Source organism: Rhizobium sp. KNZ2-6A (genome assembly GCF_056755475.1).
This window is the reverse complement of sequence record NZ_JBNDIC010000017.1, coordinates 58,061-79,548: the sequence shown is the minus strand read 5'-3', so window position 1 is coordinate 79,548 and position 21,488 is coordinate 58,061. Positions and strand designations below refer to the sequence as shown.

Annotated in this window: 12 protein-coding genes; 4 read left to right on the top strand and 8 right to left on the bottom strand. The window is 59.9% G+C overall.

Translation table 11 applies throughout. The features are described 5' to 3' along the window. The first annotated feature begins 16 nt into the window (after positions 1 to 16). Positions 17 to 838: a TetR/AcrR family transcriptional regulator gene (locus ACPYOP_RS14245; protein WP_481411024.1), complete on the top strand. Its 822-nt coding sequence runs from the start codon at positions 17 to 19 to the stop codon at positions 836 to 838. Positions 839 to 890: 52 nt separating this feature from the next. Here ACPYOP_RS14245 and ACPYOP_RS14240 read toward each other — a convergent pair whose 3' ends face one another. After that, the gene (locus ACPYOP_RS14240) at positions 891 to 2,024 is read right to left on the bottom strand and encodes a LysR family transcriptional regulator (protein ID WP_481411023.1); all 1,134 of its coding nucleotides are present in this window, start codon (positions 2,022 to 2,024) and stop codon (positions 891 to 893) included. Here ACPYOP_RS14240 and ACPYOP_RS14235 point away from each other — a divergent pair. Then, positions 1,995 to 2,915 (top strand): alpha/beta hydrolase, encoded by a 921-nt coding sequence (locus ACPYOP_RS14235; RefSeq protein WP_481411022.1) that lies wholly within the window; start codon positions 1,995 to 1,997, stop codon positions 2,913 to 2,915. The two genes, ACPYOP_RS14240 and ACPYOP_RS14235, sit on opposite strands and share 30 nt — an antisense overlap. A 452-nt stretch (positions 2,916 to 3,367) precedes the next feature. Further along, positions 3,368 to 4,189 carry an oxidoreductase gene (locus ACPYOP_RS14230; protein ID WP_481411021.1) on the top strand — a complete coding sequence of 274 codons (822 nt, stop codon included), beginning with the start codon at positions 3,368 to 3,370 and terminating at the stop codon, positions 4,187 to 4,189. A 290-nt stretch (positions 4,190 to 4,479) separates the two neighbouring features. Here the strand turns inward: ACPYOP_RS14230 and ACPYOP_RS14225 are convergent, their stop codons facing one another. Then, positions 4,480 to 5,286, bottom strand: coding sequence for a GNAT family N-acetyltransferase (locus ACPYOP_RS14225; RefSeq protein WP_481411020.1), 807 nt, complete (start codon positions 5,284 to 5,286; stop codon positions 4,480 to 4,482). Positions 5,287 to 5,624: 338 nt separating this feature from the next. On the opposite strand from ACPYOP_RS14225, the gene ACPYOP_RS14220 reads away from it, so the two are divergent. Beyond that, a complete protein-coding gene (locus ACPYOP_RS14220) occupies positions 5,625 to 8,336 on the top strand; it encodes an ATP-binding protein (protein ID WP_481411019.1) in 2,712 nt (903 codons plus the stop codon). Between the two features lie 33 nt (positions 8,337 to 8,369). On the opposite strand, the gene ACPYOP_RS14215 is transcribed toward ACPYOP_RS14220, so the two are convergent. The 6 genes from ACPYOP_RS14215 to ACPYOP_RS14190 form a co-directional block, all read right to left on the bottom strand. Continuing rightward, the gene (locus ACPYOP_RS14215) at positions 8,370 to 8,999 is read right to left on the bottom strand and encodes a pyridoxamine 5'-phosphate oxidase family protein (RefSeq protein ID WP_481411018.1); all 630 of its coding nucleotides are present in this window, start codon (positions 8,997 to 8,999) and stop codon (positions 8,370 to 8,372) included. Positions 9,000 to 9,050: 51 nt separating this feature from the next. Then, a complete protein-coding gene (locus tag ACPYOP_RS14210) occupies positions 9,051 to 9,728 on the bottom strand; it encodes an isochorismatase family protein (protein WP_481411017.1) in 678 nt (225 codons plus the stop codon). A gap of 26 nt (positions 9,729 to 9,754) precedes the next feature. Continuing rightward, positions 9,755 to 10,627, bottom strand: coding sequence for an alpha/beta fold hydrolase (locus ACPYOP_RS14205; protein WP_481411016.1), 873 nt, complete (start codon positions 10,625 to 10,627; stop codon positions 9,755 to 9,757). After that, positions 10,624 to 11,370 carry an alpha/beta hydrolase gene (locus ACPYOP_RS14200; RefSeq protein ID WP_481411015.1) on the bottom strand — a complete coding sequence of 249 codons (747 nt, stop codon included), beginning with the start codon at positions 11,368 to 11,370 and terminating at the stop codon, positions 10,624 to 10,626. The genes ACPYOP_RS14205 and ACPYOP_RS14200 overlap by 4 nt, the downstream gene beginning before the upstream one ends. A 63-nt stretch (positions 11,371 to 11,433) precedes the next feature. Continuing rightward, the gene (locus ACPYOP_RS14195) at positions 11,434 to 12,405 is read right to left on the bottom strand and encodes an alpha/beta fold hydrolase (protein ID WP_481411058.1); all 972 of its coding nucleotides are present in this window, start codon (positions 12,403 to 12,405) and stop codon (positions 11,434 to 11,436) included. A 510-nt stretch (positions 12,406 to 12,915) separates the two neighbouring features. Further along, on the bottom strand, positions 12,916 to 21,465 hold the full coding sequence (locus ACPYOP_RS14190) for an RHS repeat domain-containing protein (protein ID WP_481411014.1): 8,550 nt from the start codon (positions 21,463 to 21,465) through the stop codon (positions 12,916 to 12,918). Between the last annotated feature and the right edge of the window lie 23 nt (positions 21,466 to 21,488).

Sequence of the window (21,488 nt, the reverse complement as noted above, 5' to 3'; positions counted from 1 at the left end):
TCGGATGTGTACTGACGTGACTGTTTCTAGCGCGAAGGAGAAAACGAAGGATTCAGCATCGACGGTGTCGGACGCCTATTGGGCGTCCGATCGACAGGAACCGGAATCCGAGGAAAGGGGGTCTCATTCCCCAGATTCCAGTGACGCAATTTTAGAGCAAGCACGTAACCGGATCCTGGATATTGCGGAAAAACACATTCGCCGTATCGGTCGTCGCAAGACAACGATTGCTGACATAGCGTCGGACCTGGGTACAAGTCGAGCGAACGTGTACCGCTTTTTTCCTACAAGGGCCGCGATCGACAATGCTGTGTGTGGGCGTATCGTGAATGGGCTGACTGAACGTGCTTTTTCGATCGTACGGACAGACGCGACAGCGAGCAAAAAGCTCGTTGAATTTTTGAACGTCCTTCATCGGCACAGCAGGCGGACGCTGGTCGAAGAAAGACCCGTTCACGAGCTGTTTGTCGCTGCTACGAACGAAAATTGGGCAACGATGAATGCGCATAGTGAGCGAATCCGGGCGGTCCTGGAAGCGATTATCCGTCAGGGTCTACGATCGGGTGAATTCGAAGTTGAAAACGCCGCCGCTGCCGCACAAAGAGTGGTCACGGCGTTCCTGCCGTTTTCCCACCCTGTCCTGGTCGCGCAATGCTTCCAGGAGGAAGACGAGATTGCTGTGTCGGTCAACGCCCAAATTCGTTTTATCATGCGGGCGCTCGGCAAATCTGACCGGCGGGGCACCGAGGCTTCGGAGGCAACGCTAGCGGCGACAGCGGATAGCGACCCCGACCACCTAAGCCACTTTTCCGTAAGCGCTGTTCTCCTTACACCTTGATCACGTAGGGACGGATTCGGATTTTGCTTTCTGGCCGGCGAACTTACTGCGGTCAGAACGAGTTGGCTTGAGAAGAATGATATCGGTGCCAGTAATCTACGAACGCTCGTAATTTTGGAAGTGCTTGTTTTCGGTCCGGAAAATAGATGAAAAAACCAGGACTCGTGGGCATGAAAGTTTCGAGGCAGGTTTCAAGGAGACCCTGGCGGATCAGCGGCTCGACGACAGCCGCGATATTGTAGGCTAGCCCTACGCCTGCCTGCGCGGCCGAGAGGGAAGCTGCAGGTCCATTCACTGTTAGAGGCCCCTCCACGTTCATTGCGAAGGCTCGGGTCCCATTCTCCTCGGTGCGCTCTACAAAATCCCAGCGGTAGACCGCGCCTCCAGCGAGCCGAATGTTGATACAGGCATGATGCTCAAGCTCTTCCGGCCGCACAGGCTTCCCGCGCTCTGCAAAGTAAGCAGGTGATCCCACGACAACCCTCGGAGAAGCTGGGGTTAGCCTTACGGCCACCATATCCTGCGCGATCATCTCCCCGATCCTGATGCCGGCATCGTAGCCTTCTCCGGCGACGTCGACAAAACGGTCCTCAAAGGCCAGTTCGAGTTCGATGTCCGGGTAGGCGTCGGTAAATCCCTTGAGTTTGGGTTCGATAAGCGTCTGCGCCACATAAGGAACGCTCAAGCGCAGCAGCCCTCTTGGGTTATCACTGAGCCGTTGAGCCGCCTCATATGCAGCTTCAACATATGCGATGCCCGCCGTGGCTTGCTCCAAAAAGAGTTGTCCCGCTTCGGTAAGGCCAACCGAACGCGTTGTGCGGGTGAACAGCGGTGCGCCCACACGCGTTTCCAGTTGCTTGACAGTCCAACTGATTGCAGCAGGAGTCACGCCGAGTTCGAGCGCAGCCGCGGTAAAACTGCGTCGTTCAGCGACACGGGTGAAGACGACTATTCCATCCAGTAGGTCCGCTCGCATTATCAAATCTACCTTATAAACCCATTTAGTTTTTTGCAGATTATCAAATTGAATTCCACCAAATATCTTCAGAAGCTTAGTGAGGAGTGGCCCCCAATGCCCATTACATCGATCACGCGCCGGAGGCTCGGTCTCGCTATCGGGGCGACCGCCGTTCTCTTCAGCGCAGGGAAAAATACCATGGCACAGACACTGACCGAACGAAGCCAACCAGTGCCGCAGAAAGTCAGCTTTGAAAGCGGCGACGGGTTCATCGTAGCCAATCTTTATCTTCCGGAGGGACATGATCCGTCGCGCCGCTATCCAGCCGTCGCGGTCGGCGGATCGCTAACCTCGGTGAAGGAGCAGATGGGCGGAAATTATGCCGGCGAGCTTGCCCGACGCGGCATAATTGCGCTCGCAATTGACTATCGCAATTACGGCGAGAGTAGCGGTGCGATGCGCCAGTTCGAGGACCAAGCTTCAAAGGCAGAGGACTTGTCGGCCGCCTTGCGGTACCTGAAGAAACGTAGCGACGTCGCCGGGACCGGTATCCTCGGAATTTGTACGTCCGGCGGCACGGCTCTTTACACGGCTGCGAAAGATCCGAATATGGGCGCGCTAGCCATCGTTGCAGGCTTTTTCTCCGACCCGGAACTAGTGTTGAAGATGTTCGGCGGCCAAGAAGGTATCGACAGCCGGATCGCGGCTAGTCGAGAGGCGCGTAAGCGCTATGACGACAAAGGGATAATCCAAACGGTCTTCGCCTATATGCCGAACGACAAAACTGCGGTGAGCTCCGGCCCCAATGAATACTATATGGGTCAGTCACGCGGCGGGAGCGTTCGTCCCTGGCGCAACGAGTTTGCAGTTATGGCGTGGGAGCCTTGGCTCGCGTTTGATCCTTTGGCGCAGGCTCCCCATGTTACGGCACCAACTCTCGTAGTTCACTCAGATGGCGCAGCGTTCCCTGATCAGGCTCGCAAAATGTACGGCCTTTTGGCGGGTCCGAAAGAATTACATTGGACAGAGGGAAAACACTATGACTTTTACGACCAAGCCGAGACAGTGCGCCAGGCTGCTGACCGGGTTGCGTCGCACTTCCATGCTAAGCTCGGTTAAGACGAAGCCGAGGAGCCGGTGTGTCAAGGCGAGGCGATCACAGATTAGGGTAGCGTCAGGCAAAAACCGCTCCTCGTTTGCTCGATCGTCTATCGTTCATCATAGCGTGCCGCACACGTCGCGGCTTCGAACACAATCCGACGTGGTCGCGCTAAGCACGCTGGCAATGCTGCGGCTGTCATCAATCGACTGCGCAGCAGTCCTGCCCACGTATCTCGGCCGTTGCAGGCGGACCCGGCATCCGCAACAGCGTCACCTCAATGAAAATGCTCCAAAACAGCCCGAGCGTTCATTTTATATGTTGATCGACATCCAAAATAGAGTTAGATTACGATCGAAATCTAACGGAGTGTTGTGCGAAGCAAAATGCGGAATTCCACCTGCAAAGGAACAAAAATCCGATTCTGCTGAAAGCTTCCCAGCACTCGTTCGCACAAACCTCAGGAGCATGCATGTCCAATCAGAAAGTCGTTGTTATCACCGGCGCATCATCCGGAATAGGCGAGGCCACAGCACGCCTTCTCGCACAAAATGGCTTCAAGGTGTTTGGGGGCGTACGCAACCCGAACCGCGCCAATTCAATCCCCGGCGTGCGCTTCGGAGCCGTTGACGTCAACGATGACACATCGGTTACGAACTTTGTGGAATGGGTTCTAGCCGAAGCAGGTAAGATCGACATTCTGATCAACAATGCCGGCGTTTCGCTGGTCGGCCCCGTTGAGAACACCTCAACGGCGGAAGCGCAAAGAGTATTCGATACCAACGTGTTCGGCCCGTTGCGCATGATACGTGCCGCTCTGCCATCCATGAGAGCCGCCCGGAGCGGGCTCATCATCAATGTCAGCTCGGTCTTGGGCTTCCTGCCTGCGCCGTTCATGGGACTCTATGCCAGCAGCAAGCATGCGCTTGAGGGACTGTCGGAGTCGCTGGACCACGAAATCCGCGAGTTCAACGTCAGGGCCATCCTGCTCGAACCCACCTTCACCAACACCAAGCTCGACGTAAACGCGGCCCATACCGAGGCCCCTTTGGGTGTCTACGAAAAGCAGGCCTACGCGACCATCGAGACGGTTCAGGCGCAGATCAAATCAGCGCCCTCACCACAGGTCGTGGCCGCGAAAATCCTGGCCGCCATCAACGGTCCGTACCGAATGCGTCAACCCGCCGGCGGCAACGCGAAGCTTTTAAGCCGGCTGCGCAGGTTTATGCCGACGAACGCAGTCGACAGCAGCTTGCGAAAGACATTCGGGTTTGGTAAGCGCAGACCATCGTAATTCGACGCCCTGCCGGTCGGACAACGAGGCGAAGGAGGACTTACCCCCAACGATCTATCCATTCGCCTCTGCCGCCTATCTCTTCAAGATGGGCGGCAGCATCAGCATATTCCATAAATTGGCGTCATACCCTGAAGTCTGGTTTATCAAGCACTTAGCGCATCTGGATAACGCGTCGCCGGTTCACATCCGCTCAAGGCGAGAAGGTGAACTTGAAGTCCGTCGCCTTAAGCTCCCGAAGCAAATTAAATCGCCACTGCAGGAACATCGGTCTCTCTCAACACCAGCCGTCATACAATAAAGTTGCTGCGATTATAGACATGCAGGAAGCCCATTTTCGCCAGATTGGCGTTCGAGATGCTCGCCTTTTCGGCCGATGGCACTTCGGTCTCGACCACGAAAGTGGACACGCCACGGGCTGCGCCGTCTTCTAAGCGAGCTTGAATCAAAGCTTTCTGCGCACCGCGGTTTCGAAAGCTTGGCACGGTCGTTCCACCGCCGAGCCAGGCGAAAGATCCTGAAGCGAACATTGCGCCTGTTCCCACTGGCGTGTCTCCGTCCAGCGCATAGAAACAGGACCACCCGTCGCGCCCGACGATTGCTGCCCAGAGACCCGTGAGGCTTCCCGGAAAGCCAAAACCGGCACACATCATGGCGCCGAATACCTCCGCTTCGTCGGGCCTAACTTTTCGTGTTTTCACGGCGTCAAGGGAAGGAGGAGAGACCGCGTCCGCAGATCGCGACAGCTTCGCCCACCCCGGACCATAAGGAACCAACCCTTTCGATCGGATCCACTGTTTCAGCTCGTCAGATGCGGTGTCGGTATTGACCTGCAAGAACCTGTTCCCCGTCTTTCCTTTCATCCAGGTATAGGCTTTGTCGAGGTCTTCACTTCTGGTGAGGCCAAGGATGCGGTTGAGGCCGATCGCCGGCGCGCTAGGAAGTGAGATCGCGCATCCGCCATTCATCGAAACGCATTCAAATTGCTCGTCGTCTGCCAATCGGCCGCGGGCGGCCCTGTGCAGATCAATGAAAGCCTTGGCCTCAATGGCATCTTCCTGCGTAGGGCAGGGCTGATCAGAAGAAAAAGAATCCACGAACGTACTCCAAAGGCATAAACTTCGCTGACAACAGATAAAGGAACTGTTGGATTAAAAACAGAGCAATCGCATCAGCGAATTCCTGGACATCTTTCTGAATGGGAAATGCCGGTGAAAGGGATGTGCGCCGACGTCGACGAGGGGTGATGTACAGCGAGCCGGACGATCTTCCCATACCCTGAAGGATCTGCGAAGAGACATGCTACCCATCATGTTAAGCCAACGTGCGGTGCAACGATGCCTCTATACGCCTTGCAAACTGACCAGTGCGGTGTAGCGTCGATATCTTATGAATTGTGAGAGCAGAAGTGTCACACGATCGCAGGTTTCAGGCATTGTCGAAGCGAACCGCTTTCCAGTTCGGAGATTTCCGTTTTCTGCCAGAGGCTCAAGCCCTCCTGTACAAGGGGCAGCCCGTTAGCCTCGGTGGGCGAGGTTTCGACATTCTGACCCTGCTCGTGGCGCGGGCGGGCGAGGTCGTCAGCAAAGCAGATCTGTTTTCGCATGTATGGCCGGACTATATCGTCCACGACCATAACTTGAAGGTCAATGTCGGCAACCTTAGACGCGCGCTGGCCGAGCTTGATCCTTCCATGGAGTACATCGCAACCATTGCCGGGCGAGGCTACAAGTTCGTTGCCGCCTTGGAAAGCGATCTTCCGGTGCCGGCACGGCAAGTGGTTTCAGGCGCAAGCCATCATATCGCCGCACCTCAGGTACGGCCACTCCTCGGCCGCGATGACGCGATCCGGCAGATCTCCGGGACGCTCGATCAACCGGGCTACCTCACTATCGTTGGGCCAGGCGGCGCGGGAAAAACCTCTCTTGCGGTCACGGTTGCCGAGCGATCCTGTGGGGCAGACGAAGCCATTGCCTTTGCGGATCTGTCTACCCTCAGCAACCCGCGGTTTGTGGTGCCGGCGATCGCGTCCGCTCTTGGCGTTTCGCTCGGATTTGACGATCCGATCGCGGGCGTAATTGACGTCCTTCGCAGCAACAAGCTGCTTCTCATCATCGATAATTGCGAGCATGTCATTGCGATGGCAGCGACTGTGGTCGAGCGGATATCATCAGAGGTTCCTGCGGCCCGTATCATCGCGACCAGCCGCGAGCCATTGCGGACGCGGCACGAGCAGATCCATTTCCTCTCCGGGCTCGCTTATCCGGACGAAACGACGGCGCTTTCCACCAGCGATGCGCTGCAGTTTCCGGCCATCCAGCTATTCATGTCAAAGGCGCGGGGCTCAGCGGATGCCGAGCCCACCGACGAGTATGTCCGCAGTGTCGTCTCGATCTGTACGCGGCTGGGCGGACTGGCACTCGCGATAGAACTAGCGGCCGGCACAGCCAGCGTTCTTGCGGGCGCGGCGCTCGATGATCTCTTCAAGGATGGCTTTGATACGATGAACCGGGGCGCAAGGGATGCGCCCTTGCGCCACCAATCCCTGGAGGCGACCCTCGACTGGAGCTATCGACTTCTTCCTGACCGCGAGGCCGTCTTGCTCGGTCTGCTTTCGGTGTTTTCAGGCCGTTTCAACGCCGACGACGTGGAGGCAATGTATCCCGCCGGCGCCCTTGAGCCGATGACTGGGCGAGATGCACTGTCGCAGCTCGTGGCAAAGTCGTTGGTCTCCGCCGAATACAACGGCGGGACCGTGCATTACAGGCTTGCCGAAAGCACGGGTACCTACGCCGCGCGGCGCCTGTTGGGTTCGCTCTACAGAGAGAAGGCAAGACGGCAATTTGCCGTTCGAACGCGGGACAAGCTGCAGATCGCCGAGCGGGAATGGTCGTCGCAGACGTCTCGCGAATGGCTCGGGAAATATCGCAAGCAGATCGATGACGTCCGTGCCGCGATCTCCTGGGCGTTCGATCCTGCGGGTGATGCTGTCTTGGGTGTCGAACTGGTGGTCGCTGCGTTGCCGCTGTGGCAAGAACTGTCGGCGTTCAGGGAAATGCTGGAGGCAATCGAGCTTGCAAGCTCAAACAGCGCGGCACTGGCAGGGCTTGCGCCTTTGGGACGAGCAAAGCTTTCAACGGCGCGGGCCTGGGCCATGACGCTGGCGCGCCACATGCACCCGCAAACCCATGAGGCCTGGCGCGAAAGTATCCTTCATGCGGGCCGATCGCACGATGCCGAATTGCAAATACGCTCGGTTTGCGGACAGGCCGTTTTTCTTGCTTATTCCGGCCGGCCGCGCACGGCGTTACGCAGCATGAACGAGTTTGCTGCAGCAAGGGGGCTGGACTGGACGACTGCGCCCGACGGCAAACGGCTGTTGGCGCATATCCAGATCTATGCAGGGGAGCTCAATACGGCATCGGCTCACCTGGACGCGCTGATGAGTGATTGGGGTCACCTGGAAGAAGGCCACGGGCTCTCGCGCTTCCAGGTCGACTTGCCAGCTGGCATACGCCTGTCCCAAGCATTTCTGTCCTGGTTGCAGGGTGACCCTGATCGTGCCGCCGATCTGGCCAGTCATGCCATCGATCGTGCCGTCGATCTTGATCACATGATATCCCTCGGCAATGCAATTTCATTGGCCGGCCTGCCGATCGCTTTCGTGAACGGCAATCTCGAAACCGCCTCGCAGCTTCAGCGGCAGCTGGCTGATGTCAGCCGCCGCGAAAGCGTCGGCATTTACGAGGGGACTGCCACGTTTTTCGCCGGTGCCATCCAGTCGGCTCGTGGTGACACAGCCGGTTTGACCTTGATGCAGGACAGCATCACCGGATTGCTTCGGGGACGCTGGCGAACGCGTGTCCCATTCTACCGAAGCCTCCTGGCGGAGGCCTATATTGCTGCGGGGGAAATTCAGCTTGCGCAGGAGTGCCTGCGTGCCGTGCTTGCAGAAACCGGCATACGTGAAGAGCGTTGGTGGCATCCGGATCTTTGGCGCGTTGCGGGAATGATTGCAGCCGGACGCAGGCAGCCCGACAAGGCGATGCGCTATTTCCAGACGTCACTGGATTGCGCACGCACTATCGGCGCAGGGGGCGCGACCAGGCGGACCCAATTTGCCATGGATGCAACGGACCGAGGTTGACCTTCGCACCTTCTCGGGTTCGTGGGTGCCCGCTCAATCCTCTCGTTGCGGGCCGATCTGCGACCGGAGCGATGCATTTTCCTGCTCAAGCTGACTGACCCTGTCGAGAAGGTGTCGCGAGGCCGCCAAAAATTGGGCCTCGGTATACCGCGGCACGATATGCTGCGGACAGTTCCAGTCGAACGCCTCGAGCTTCAGTCTGAAGATGCGCTCAGCCTGGGCGCCATAATCACCATCCTTGACTCTCTCCGTAAGCGCCGGATCCGCGTCGAGCGTCAGCTTTTCGGCGCGGGCATAGATCTTCAGGCGGGTCCGTGCGGGATAGTCGATTAGAAACAGGCATGTCCTGTCGTTCTCGGCCAGATTGCCGATGCTGATATATTGGCGATTGCCGCGGTAGTCGAGGAAGGCGAGTGTGCGATCGTCGAGGACTTTCAAAAAGCCCGCAGGCCCACCGCGATGCTGGACATAAGGCCAACCCGTCTCCGAAACCGAGGCGATATAGAAGCTGTCGCGCTCTGCGATGAACGCGGCCTCTCTCGCTGAGAACCGGTTAAATTCGCGGTGCCCCTTGAAGTCGGACCAGATATGATCCGCTCCCATTTCCGCCTGCGCCCTGCGAACCGCTGGTGTGATCGCAATATCCATGAAGCCGTAAGACATATCGTATCTCCCTAAAATTTGATCAGTTCGCAGGGCATGCGAACAGAGGTGCTACATTCTCTCTAGTGCGGCCTGCTGAGCGCGTGCATAGCTTTCGGCCACCGCAGCATAGTTGGGCGCGGAAAGTCCATAAAGCTTGCCGAGCTCGGCAGCCTCAGGCCGCGCCCAGGTGCGGTGAAGCTCGGACAGCAATGCGTTGGTCGATGTCGGCTTGACGCCGCCCTGCACGAAACGGGCAAGTGAAATGCGCGAGGCCATTTCACTCGGATCCCCCGACGCATCGAGGACCGCATAGACGTCGTAGCCGGCGGTGCGGGCGTCGAGCGCCGGAAACATCACGCAGACGCTGGTCCAGACGCCTGCCATGATGAGAGTATTGCGGTCGGTCGAGCGAACCGTTGCGACGAAATCGTCATTGTCCCATGCGTTGACTTCGCCCTTGCACGGTACATAGACAGCGTGCGGAGCCAACTCATGGATCTCGGGCATCAGCGGGCCATTGGTGCCGGCAGGTTCCGAGGCGGTCGTGATGACCGGGATGTTCAGGAGTGTGGAGAGCCTGGCGATGATTCCCACATTCCGGCGCAGATCGGCGACCGGTATGTCCTTGACGGTCTGGAACAGTCCCGACTGGTGATCGAGAAGCAGGATCAGAGCGTCGGAGGGATCGATGAGGGCCGCGCCACCACCGGTCGGAAGTACGCTCGACTTGGATTTGCTGTTGTACATGGTCGATATCCTTTTTGGGGTTTCAGTTAGAGGCTCAGGTTTCGGGCGAGGAAGTCCCGCATGACCGGGATCATTTCGTCCGCCTTGTCCTCGAGGGCGAAATGTCCGGTGTCGAAGAAATGAAGTTCGGCGTCGGGAACGTCGCGGAGATACGCGCGTGCACCTTCAGGCAGAAAGATCGGATCATTCTCGCCCCACAGGATCAGGGCTGGCGGCCGATGCGTGCGAAAATAGTCCTGAAACGCGGGGTAGAGAACGACGTTGGTCCGATAGTCGTAGATGATGTCCAGCTGGATTTCGACGCTGCCCGGACGGTCGAGAAAGAGCTGGTCATATAGCCAAGCCGCGGGATCGATCCGCGCCTCGTCTTTTGACCCACTGAGATATTGAAAGCGCGTTCCATCGAGCGACAGAAAAGGTCGCAGCGCGTCGCGGTTCTTCGCACCGTTGTCGGCCCAGTAAGCGCGCGTAGGTGCCCAGAAATCCCCCATGCCGTCTTCATAGGCGTTGCCGTTCTGGACGATCAGAGCCGTCACCCGGTCGGGGCGCGCGAGCGCCAGGCGAAACCCGGTTGGCGCCCCGTAATCCATGACGTAGAGCGCGTAGCGTTCGGCACCCAGCTGTTCGAGAAGATTGGCGATGATGGACGCAAAAGTGGCAAAGCCATATTCGAAGTCATCCGAAGAAGGCATTTCCGACAGACCGAACCCGGGAAGGTCGGGCGCAATCACGTGATAGCGATCGGCGAGCGCTGGAATGAGGTTGCGGTACATGTGCGAGGAGCTTGGAAAGCCGTGCAGCAACATCACGACAGGTGCGCCCCGTTCTCCGGCCTCGCGATAGAATATTTTTACGCCGTCAATGATGGTTGTTCGGTGATAGGTGACGGGCCGGGTCATTGTCCGGCACCTTCGGTCGGGGTTGAGACAGAGGCAGCGGCTTCGATGAACTTGGCGACGTCCCGCGGGTGCGACAGCATCGCGGCGTGACTGCTGTCGATTTCGGTAATCGCTGCTCCCGCGCGCCCGGCCATGCGACGCTGCGCACTGGGCGGCACCATCCTGTCGGCGGATGCCACGAGATAGAAGCTGCGTTTGGTCTTCCATGCGGCATGAGTGAGCGGCGCAATCACCGCGGCAAGGCCCCAGGGTAACTGCGCTGCCGCCATGAAGCGCGTGATCGCGGGGTCGACGTCGGCTGCGAAAGCGTCCGGAAAGCGGGCCGGGTCCACAACAAGATAACCATCCTGTGGCGGCAGCAACGGTGCCTTCGCCTCGCCGGGCTCTTCCGGAGTTTCGTTCAGCGCCGCGACGGACTCGCCGACTTCAGGCACGAAAGCCGCAATATAAGTCAGCGCCTGGACCTTGGGGTTGGCACCCGCTTCCGTAATGACCGCTCCGCCGTAGCTGTGGCCCACAAGGAGGACCGGGTGGCGAGCCGCAGCGATCAGGCGTTCGGTGACCGCAACGTCACCTTCGAGTGAGGTCGTCGGGTGTTGAGCGACAAGCACCTCGAACCCGCGGTCAACAAGTTCGCCATATACTTGTTGCCATCCGGAGTCATCAACAAAAGCGCCATGCACGAGGACGATCGAAAGGGATGGCGACCCAGTTGCCTGGGTGCCTGAAATGAGATTGGACATGATCTTTCCTTTGAGGAGGGTGGCCGCGGCGCCGCTAGCCCCGCGGAATGGATAGGTTTTGGTCTAGTTGCAAACCTTGCGGTCGAGGAAATCGCGGATCAGGGGCGCCATGACGTCGAGCTTGTCCTCGAGAGCAAAATGGCCGCTATCCAGAATGTGCATCTCGGCCTTCGGAAGATCGCGAAGATAGGGATGGGCGCCGGATTCGGGGAAGATCTTATCATTCTTGCCCCACACGATCAGAGTCGGCGGCTGCTTTTCGCGGAAGAAGGCCTGAAACTGCGGGTAAAGCGGTACGTTGCTCCCGTAGTCGCCCAGCATATCCAGCTGAATGTCCTTGTTGCCCGGTCGATCGAGCAAGGCCTGATCGACGACCCAGTTGTCGGGGCTAATATGCATGACATCGCCCATGCCGTCGGTGTACTGAAACTTCGTTGTTTCGAGCGTGACCAGGCCGGCGAGTGCTTCGCGACGCGCCGGGGTCTTCTCGGCCCAGTAGGCCTTAATCGGGTCCCAGAATGCGGCGAGACCTTCGGTATAGGCGTTGCCGTTCTGTACGATGAGCGTTTCGACCCGCTCGGGATGCTTGAGCGCAAGCCGGTATCCGATCGGTGCGCCGTAATCCATGACATACATGCTGTAGCGGTCGGCTCCGACCTTTTCGGCCAGCTTGTCGACGATGTTGGTCACATTCTGGAATGTGTAGGAAAACTTGGTGTGGTCAGGAGCATCACTCTGGCCATAGCCGGGATAATCGGGGGCAATTACCCGGTAGCGGTCGGCCAGCAGCGGAATAAGGTTGCGGAACATGTGCGAAGAGGTCGGAAATCCGTGCAGGAGCAGGAGGACTGGTGCGTCCTTGGGGCCGGCTTCACGGTAGAAGACATTCACGCCATCGATCATAGTATTTTTGTATTGAATGACGGGAACCGCATTCGCGGCGATGACTGTGCTGGCCGGCAGGCAGCGGGCTTCAGCTGCAGCGGGCGTGATCGCCATAAGAAGTGCGACAGTGGCAAGAAGATACTTTTTCATGATGCTTTCCCTTCCGGATTGGGTGCCGATCCACATCAGCGCCTCTGGAAAAAGGACTAGCATCGCCGGTCTTCGAACCCGGGATAAATAAGGGTAAAAAGTTGAACGGTTGGCGGCGGGCGAACGCGCCATGAGCCGCAACAACTGCACAATCCCAATGGAAGCCATTCCACCAAGTCAGCGTCGCCGGCAGCTCTGCTCCCCTCTCTTGACGACCACGCGGTTCGTTTAATTCTAAGAACATTCTTTCGGGGAAACAGCTAGATAGCTTATTGGAAGGTTGCTGGTTTCGGGTTCAGATCCCTTCAAGAGCTTCGGCTATCCAATGGCAAGATTGATAGTTCAGTTCCAATTAGGGTGGCCTTCCCTCGGTGAAGCCACGGCTCGAAGGTTCCAATCTACTGTGCCATCATTCTCACAATTGCACTACAGCAGAGATTTGATACGCTAGGAAGTCGGGCTGATCGAGCCGCATGGTGGTAGGGTAGTAAGAGTGCATCCTCTTGCAGGCTATTTGCCCTGGTTCGTTGCTCCCCAGATGACATATCCCCCCGCTAGCGTATAGCCGGTGATACCGTACAGGCACACGGCCGTGTTCGACTTCGCGGCCTTTAGCGCCTGATCCACGCCTCGGATCGCCGTCGCTACGCGACTTTGACCTTCGCTGCCGAAAGACGTAGCGAACTCCGTTGCCCAGTTCTTGGCATCGTTCAGCAGGACGTCGCCCACCCCGAAGGGCACTCCGCCGGCCACTCCCACTTTCGCCGCGAGCGCAAGGCCCTGGTTCCAGGACTGATGGGTCATCAGGTTCGTCATGATCTGGGCGATGGCGTTGGTGGAGCTACCCATCGCCACGTTGAGAGCAACCTTGAATGCCGCCTTGCCCGCAATCTTGCTTGCTGCGTTCAGTCCCGCCTTTTCGGCGACGTCACCCCATGCCTTGCTGACGGCTTCGGCCTCGAGCCCGGCCACGCCGGAACCGATGCCGTAGAGCAGCCCGCTCCAGGCGCCGGACAGAAGCGCATCGCGGAACCCTTGTCCCGAGAATTGGGCACCCGGACTGATATCATATTGCAGCCCGGAGGAGCCGACGCCGAAGGCGGTGTTCGTCACGACCTGCTGCAGGAAGTTTCCAACGGCATTGACGGTTCCCTCGATGCCGGCAGCGCCAACGCCTTCAGGCAGCGCGACCGTGGTCGACAGCTCGGTCAGCACCGCCGTCTGTGAAAGGCCTTGGGCTCCGACCGAAGCGCCGGCGGCCACGACTTCGGAGCCGCCAGTCAGCGCGCTCGATATCGAGCCAATCGCGGAGCCGACAGCATCGCCGATGGCAGCCAGCACGTCGGAAAGGCCGAATGTGAAAAAGCTGAGGGCGAAGCCGGTGACGGCAAGTGCTGCCATTCCCGCCCCGATGCCGACGCGCGCCCAGGTCGAGGTATTGCCGGTGGGGTCGATCATCATGATCGGGTTGTTGCCGGCGAAACCGTAGGGGCTTGCACCTTGCCCCGCGACGTCGGGAGAGCAGAAGCGACGCAGGAGGGGATGGTAGAGCCTCGCCCCGAAATCGTAGAGGCCGGTTTCCGTGTCGAGTGCCTTTCCCATGAAACGGAATGGGACGATTTGCGGAAGGGAACCCGAGATGCTGAGCACCTCGCCGAAAGGCGCGTAGCTGTACCGGGCCACCAACGCATTCTGATCGTCGACCACGGCCCAGACGGTCTGCGCGTGATCCTTTAGCGGGAAATAGCGTGCATCGCTGACAACGGCCACCAGGCCCGTGGGCCCCTGGATGTAGGCCGTCCATGTCCCGTCGGAAAGGCTGCATAGCGGCTGGGCCGCAGCGCCCCAGAGATATACCGTGGTGGAAGACGTATTGCCGCTGACCTGCTTCATTATCCGCTGCCCCTTGCCGCCATAGGCAAGCCGAAGCTGCGTCACGTCATCCCCCGAGGTGACCGTCAGTCCGGTCGCCAGTTTCAGGCACGGGTCATATTCGAGCGCCAGGCCCCCCGCTTGCGTCAATCGGCCATCGGCGCTGAACTGCAAGGAAATGGGATCGGGATCGGCGCTGCCGGTCGCCAGCGTGCTCGGCCGGTTCGAGCCCGGGGCGCAGGTAAAATCGTATTCCACGCCGTCTTGGGTGAGCTTCCAGATATTGCCGTTGGCATCATATAGTCCGACGGACTCGTTGCCCTGTGTGTCTCCTGTCACGGTTGCGCTCGCCAGGCGCATCTGACCGTCATAGGCATAGGCGACCTGCGTGCTGTCCGAATCCGAGCCGAAGCTGTACGACAGGTCGCGGCTCTCGATCCGGCCATCCGCGTCGTAACCTAGCCCCAGAGTGAAGCAGGCATCTGTCGTGCCGCTCGGCGTCACAGTATACCCGGTGAGCCAGCCCGGAGACGCATACTGATAAGCGCCGGTCAGTAACCCCTGGTTCAGCGTCTCCGTCTCGACATCACCATCTGAGTTGTAGGTGTAGGCGGCGATATCCGTCGGAGTGCTCACCGAGGTACCGATGCCGGTCACGCGGCCCCGGTCGTCATAGCTGTAAAGGACAGTTGCGACAGGCGAGCCGTCCGGATAGCTCACTTGAGTGATCTGCTTCAGATTGTTGTAGGTGTAGGACACGGTCGCAGCCGAGGTGCCAAGCGTCGAGGGAAGCTGCAGCGTGATGCTGGCGAGATTTCCGTCGCCGTTATAGGCCAATGACTCGGTCGTGGTCACGGCATCGGCCGAGGGGACCAGGGCAGGCGCCTGGTTGACCGTCACGATCAATATTTCCTTGCCGATCGCGTTCGGATCGCTGCCATCCCCATCATAGCCATGGGTCCGCACGACGGTATGCGCGACGGTGTCATCCGGCCAGGCAGCCTGTCCAGCGAGCGTGGCGAGTTGCGCCGCATCCCAGGCCTGCTGAACCGTTCCTTCCTCGAGCACACGGCCGAGCGCGTCGTACTTGTAGTAGGCAAACCATGCCTCGCCATCCTCGAGCGCTGTGTTCACGAAGCGAAGACGCGACGACGGATCATAGAGGAACTGGCTGGTGCCTGTGTCCGGGTCGGTGGTCTGCAGGGTGCGCCCCAGTGGGTCCTGTACCAGCGACTTTACGAAGGATGAAGGGTCCGACTGCGGCGTCTTGGTGTAGAAATTCGGCTGGCGGGTCTGCAGGGTGGCCGCTGCTGCCCCTGCGGCATCGGCGAAGGTGGCGATGGCTTGCCCTTGCCCCGCGACTTCGCCGGCGATATCCGTGAGCGAAGAGGCAAGCTTGCGGCCCATCGTGTCGCGCAGGGTAAGCGATTGCGTCTTCAGTGGGCTGATCAGCGTGTTGGCGACATAGTCTCCCTGCGGCAGATCGAAGGCCGAACTGTTATTCGGTCCGTAAAGGAACTGCGTTGTCTGGCGATCTGCCGGCGCCGTGCTGTCGATGTCGTGGATCGCGTAGGCCTTGCCGGGCTGTCCCTGCTCCAGGCGTCGCTTTCGAGGCGAGGCTTCGAGTAAGTAGCCGAAATACGGGTAGCCCTCGTCGTCCGAGCGTGGCACGGTCCCGTCGGACTGGCCGGCATAGTAGTCGGCCAGGTCCCCGGTCATCTCCCAGCTTCCGTCCATTGCGGCGAGGAAGCCCGATACGTCGACGAAGTCCGGATGATAGCTTAGTATCGGCAATGCTGCGTCCGCACCGAAGCTGGCCGGGGCCATGCGGGTGACCGCCACGGTTCGGCCGAGCGGATCGTGAATGGTGGCAGAGATGGCGGCATCCTGACCGAGAAGCTGTTGCTTCTGGCGGTCCTGTCCGGAGGCGTCGGTGTAGGAGAGCGATACCCGTGGCGCCGCGACCATCGCCAGGTTGCGGAAGGAGAGGAGGTTCGGACCGGTCGAGATCGCGATCGGATACATGCTGTCGAGGGGAACGCTGGCGCTGAACAGGAGCTGACCGTCACCGAAGAACAGCACGAGGCCATCACCGAAGACCGTGAGCCATTCCGTCGCCATCTGGGGCTGGCTTGTCAACGGCGTCTGAACCGTTTTGCCGTTCGGATCGATGAAGCTGTAGCCGGCATCCGGATCGAAGGCGATCTGGTAGCCCTGGGCGAAGGAGACAGCCAGTGGACCGGCCATCGTCGCGGGCGGGAGCACCTCGAAATAAAGGGCCGAGGTGGCGGGGGAAGAGCCTTGCCAGGTAAGCGTATCGTCCACACTTGCCGTATGCGACAGCGCGCCGCCGGAGACGCTCCAATTCGTCGATGTGGCGCTGGCCTGCCAGCGATCCTGCCATTCGTCGCCTGTGCAGAAGGTCTCCAGCGTGCCGCCATCAGCGGGTTCCAGCGACAGATTGGCGTTGGGGTTGCCGGCATCGAACGTATCGGTGGCATTGCCCGCGCGCGACAGGGAGACCTGGACGAGTTCCTTGACCTGCTCCTGAGGTCCCACCTTGGCCACCAGCCGCTGGAAGCTGTCGTAGATGCACCGCAGCGTATGTCCGGCCGAGTCGACCATCGCGGTGACCTGGTGCGTCGCCGTATCATAGGCGCGCACGGAGACCTTGCTTGCCAGGGGCGTTACCAGAACGTCGTCGACGAGCACCGCATCCGCAGCGGTGTTGGTGGCCTGGATGATCAGCTCGATGGACCTCTGCCCCGCGATGAGCGGGATACCCAGCGTCCGGTATGTCCAAGCGCCGCCGGTATCGTCGAACGGGGCGCCGAGTGCCTCCGTCACTAGGCCGTCGACCATGACGACCACGCTGAAGCCGGTGCCGGTGCCTGGCGAGAAGCCGGACGGCGTCTTATACCAGAAGCCGAGCAGGTAGTTCTGGGAGATGTTCGCAGGGGTCAGCGTCGTGGCAAGCATGGCTATCCCGCCGCCCACCAGGCTTAGGCTGTTCGTTCCGCTATGCGCGTCGCCCGTGACGAGTTGCGTGCCCTCCATAGTCCAAGCCGCGTTGCTCTCGTAAGGTTCGAAGCCGAGATAGGCACATTCACCACGCGAGAGCGAGGCATTGGTGATGCGCGCGATCGGAAGCTCCGGCGCTGTGCCGTAGAGCGTCGATTGAATGACGCCACAGGCGTCCGCCATCTCGGTAAGCTGGCCCGAGGCCGTGCGTCCTTGGATCAGCGAGTTGCGAAGCCATCCGTCCGGAACAGAGCCAGGCTTGTAGGATTCAAATGGGAAAGCGATCGCCGCCGTACCCGTCCAGGCAAAGGTTGCCTCCTTCGCAGGGACGAGCACATCCTCCCCGTAGCTGCTAGGGAAGCCGGCATAGGTCATGGCCGTTGCCTTGACCGGCACTGCGGCGGCATTGCCCGAGGCCCAACTGGTTGCAGATTGCGCCACCTTGGTCAGCATGTGCTGTGCAAGCAGCGTTGCGTCGATCTCGTATCCGTAGGTCGTGGCGGTGGTGAAGGTTTCCTGTACGCCGCTGCCGCCATAGACGAGCGTCTGTGTCGACACCGGCTGACCGGAAAAGGGCGCGGCGAGACCGTCGGGGACGTAGCCCGTCGTCTGCATACTGGTGACGCCATCCTCCATCTTGGTCTGCTGGACCTGAAGAACGTAAGCGCCTTTCAGGTTCAGCAGCAGCGCTTCCGGGTCGGAGGGGTCGGAGGCGCGAGTGGTGTAAGCCTGCCATGTATTCTCGGTCTGGGCCAGCAAGTTGCCCTGGCTGTCGAGCGTATCTGCGCTTTGCAGCAGGCCGTCGAGCATGTTGTAGTAGTCTGCGCCGGTGGCGACGGCGAGACCGTTGAGATACCGCGTTACCTTGGAGCCATAGGTCGGTTGCGAAGCATCCGCGGTGCCGGGGTAGGTCGTAACCTCATAATACTTGACCACGAGCCCTGTCGGATCGCAGGCAGCCTGATCGGGATCGGGAAAATAGGTCGTCGCGGCGGTTGCGCCGAAGCCGTCGGAGATGGAGATGCCGGTGACCGCGTAATGGGTCAGTACTCCGTCGATGGCGTCGCCCGCATAGCGGTGCAGGAGGATCGCCGAGGCGTGGTCGAAATCCGAATCCGTGCTCGGATATGCGGCAAACGCTTCCGGTCCGCCCGGCGTCTGTCCGGGTGCGGTCGGGACGCTTTCGGCAGGCGTGTAGATGCGTTCCGACGACAGCGTCTGGGCCGCACCGTAGACGCCGCCATTCTTGAGCACCAGCACCGCGGCCTGATCGTTTGTCGGATCCGCGATGTCATAGACGTAATAGCCAAGGAAGGTCGGCCCTTCGTTGATAACGGACTCGGCATTCAGGACATAGCCATCAGCGGAGCCGAGCGCCTGGTTCACCAGCTGCTGCAGGTCCGCATTCGGAGACTGGGTCAGCACGTCATCCCAATTCGTGGCTGCTCCACGGAAATAAAGATATTGGCCAATGTTCATGAAATCTCCGCCACCGGCGGACGGCCAATTGGCGGTCGCCGAATAGCCGGGCGGGTTCGAGAGCCCCTGCGCTGGTGTGACGGGGTTTCGCGTCCAGGACGAGGAGTCCGCGTCGGGATCGAAGGACAGGACCTTTGCCGTGGTGGTTCCGACGCCGCCGCCCGGTACCATGATCTGGATCGCGTAGTCCGGACCGTAGGCATAGCGCTGCTGCGATCCCGATGGCAGGCTGGCGGGCACGAGCTGCGAATTCTCAAGCCAGGTCTGACCGTTGTAGCGCAACACATGTGCGGCCACCGCGACCATCGTGTTGTCGATAATGGTGGGGATATAGGGCGTCTTGTAGTTGCCGCTCGCTTCCAGGCGGTCGTTGAAGGTGAAGCTCGTCACGGTCGAGGGGAAGGCGTAAGCCGCGTCCCATTGAAGAAAGGTGAGCTCGTAGCCGCGCCACTGGGAATTGTCGGTCTGCAGGTTGCTCATCACCACGAAGGAGGCGGACGGCACCAACGTCACCCGGTCGTAGTACACGACGCTGAAATCAGGCAGCGTCAGGATCGCCGGTTGGCTCCAGACGAGGCCGGGTGACAGGAAGGACAATTCCGCCTTTCCCGTCTCGTCCAGGATCAGCTGATACTCGTTCATCGCCGTTGCCCAGGCATACTGCGACAGCGTGAAGGATTCGAGCGTCCAGCTTGCCGTGGTCCAGCGCCAAGTCAGCCGATCGTAGCCATAGGATGAATGATCGGGGTCCATGCAGACGACGAGCAGGAAGGTGTTACCTCCGATGACATCCACCGTTCCGCCGGAAGGCGCGTAGCTTCGCGTCGGCTGGTTGGGCGCTGTTGTGGTGCCGTCGACCGTGGCCGGCACCCATTGGCCTGGCCGCGCCACGTCCTTCTGGAAGACGTATAGATCGGTCTCGCTGCTGCTCGTGAAGGAGAGCGCGAAGAAATTTTCGCTGGCGACGACGTTAAGCGTCGTCAGGTCGAGGCCGCCAGCACTGCTGAAGAGAATGGTATCATCGGTCAGCGACCATTCGATCCAGCGCCCAAGCCACGTGTAGACCTGCAATGAAAGCTTGCCCTCGCCCGTATTGTACCAGGTGGTGACGACATAATCGGGTCCGAAAAAGGCCCGTGGCTCCGCACCCTGGAAGTCGTCCGAAGGCGGTCCGACGCTTACCATCCGCTCGCAGACCGCGAGCTGCTGCTGCGTATAGGTATAGGTGGCGACCGCGCCTTGCGGATAGGTGATGGATTTCAGAGCGCCCGGGCTCGATCCTGACAGCGAGGTATCGAAATAGTAGTCGAAGATGAGCCCGGGCAGGGCCTCTCCTGAAGCATTCTGGAAGGTGACGCCGGTGAGGAAGCGCTTGCAGGTGTCGCCGTACAGCTTGCCGGCATAGGAGGTTACGTTGGCGACGGGGCTGTCATCCCCGCCGGCGGGCTGGGTCGGCAGATAGGCGAGCGCCAGGCTGAACATCGGTGCACCGGTGACATCCTGCACAGCGATGCCTTCGAGGAATTTCGTTTCGTACCGATCCTGGTATGCGTTCGCCGTCATGTCCGGCTTGAGCTTGTGCGGATCGGCATATTCCCGCGCGCTCTCGGGCGTGGAATCGTCCCACAACTTGTCACCATACTGGAAGACGGCCTTGCGGCCGAACACGTCGGTGATGCTGGTTAGGTAGCAGGCCTTGGTGTAGGGCAGGCCGCTGGCGCCCACGGGTTGCTCCACGTCCGGGATCAGCCCCGTGGACGAATCCCGCACCCATTCATTGTAGCCATATGCGATCGAATCGCCCCAGAGAACCGAGCATCCGACCAGATGCCAGACCCGCGCATATTGGCACTGGCCTGATGTCACCTCGCTCGCACCTTCCCATATGGCGGAGGCCGCCTCGCCATCGAGGGACCAGCGCACGCCCCACTCGATGCTGTTACCGACTGAAGTCGCGTAACCCTGTGCCGTTGGTGCTTCGAGCCCCCCGAAGGACATTCGGTGGCCGTCTTCGTTGACGACGACCCATCGTTCATAAAGTGGATAGTAGAGGATCTTGCGGAATGCGTAGTTGACCAGCTGGTATGCCTCGCCTCCGTCCAGGACCTGAAGCTGAGTGTCGGCAAGCGCGAGGTCAAAGAGCTGCTGGTTGTCGTCATCGGACAGGGTCCATGCCGTCGAGGAGGTGGCGTAGACCATCGTCGCCGACGACAGGTTGAAGCCGCGACGGACAAATTCGGCGCGGAGGGCGGCCGGCACGGGCTGGCCGTCCTCAAGATCATTGGCGAGCAACTCGTCCACCGCGAAAAGGTTCGAGGTTTCCGGTTCCCGCGCAAGCGGGGTGGGAATTCCCCCCCTCACATAAGTGTATTGCCGTGTGCCTGGCGTTGGGGCGCCGCCATCATCGAGCTCGATCAATGTCGCAGGCAGGGTCCAGCCCAGTCCGGCTATGCTCGTGGGCGCATCCCGGTTCCATGTCATCGCGTCGCGATAGACGTTGCTCTGGTAGAGCAACGACACCGATATATCCAGCCCGTCACCACTCAGTCGACCCGGCATCGCCAGCAATGCCTGCGTCAGATTGATGTCGCCGCGGAACTGGTTGACATTGCTGTCAAGCGACGCAACGGCGCTGGTATCGAACTGGAAGGTACGGATCGGCGGAAGTTGAGAGGTGGAGTCTGACATGGGAAGGTCCCCAGCAAGGATGG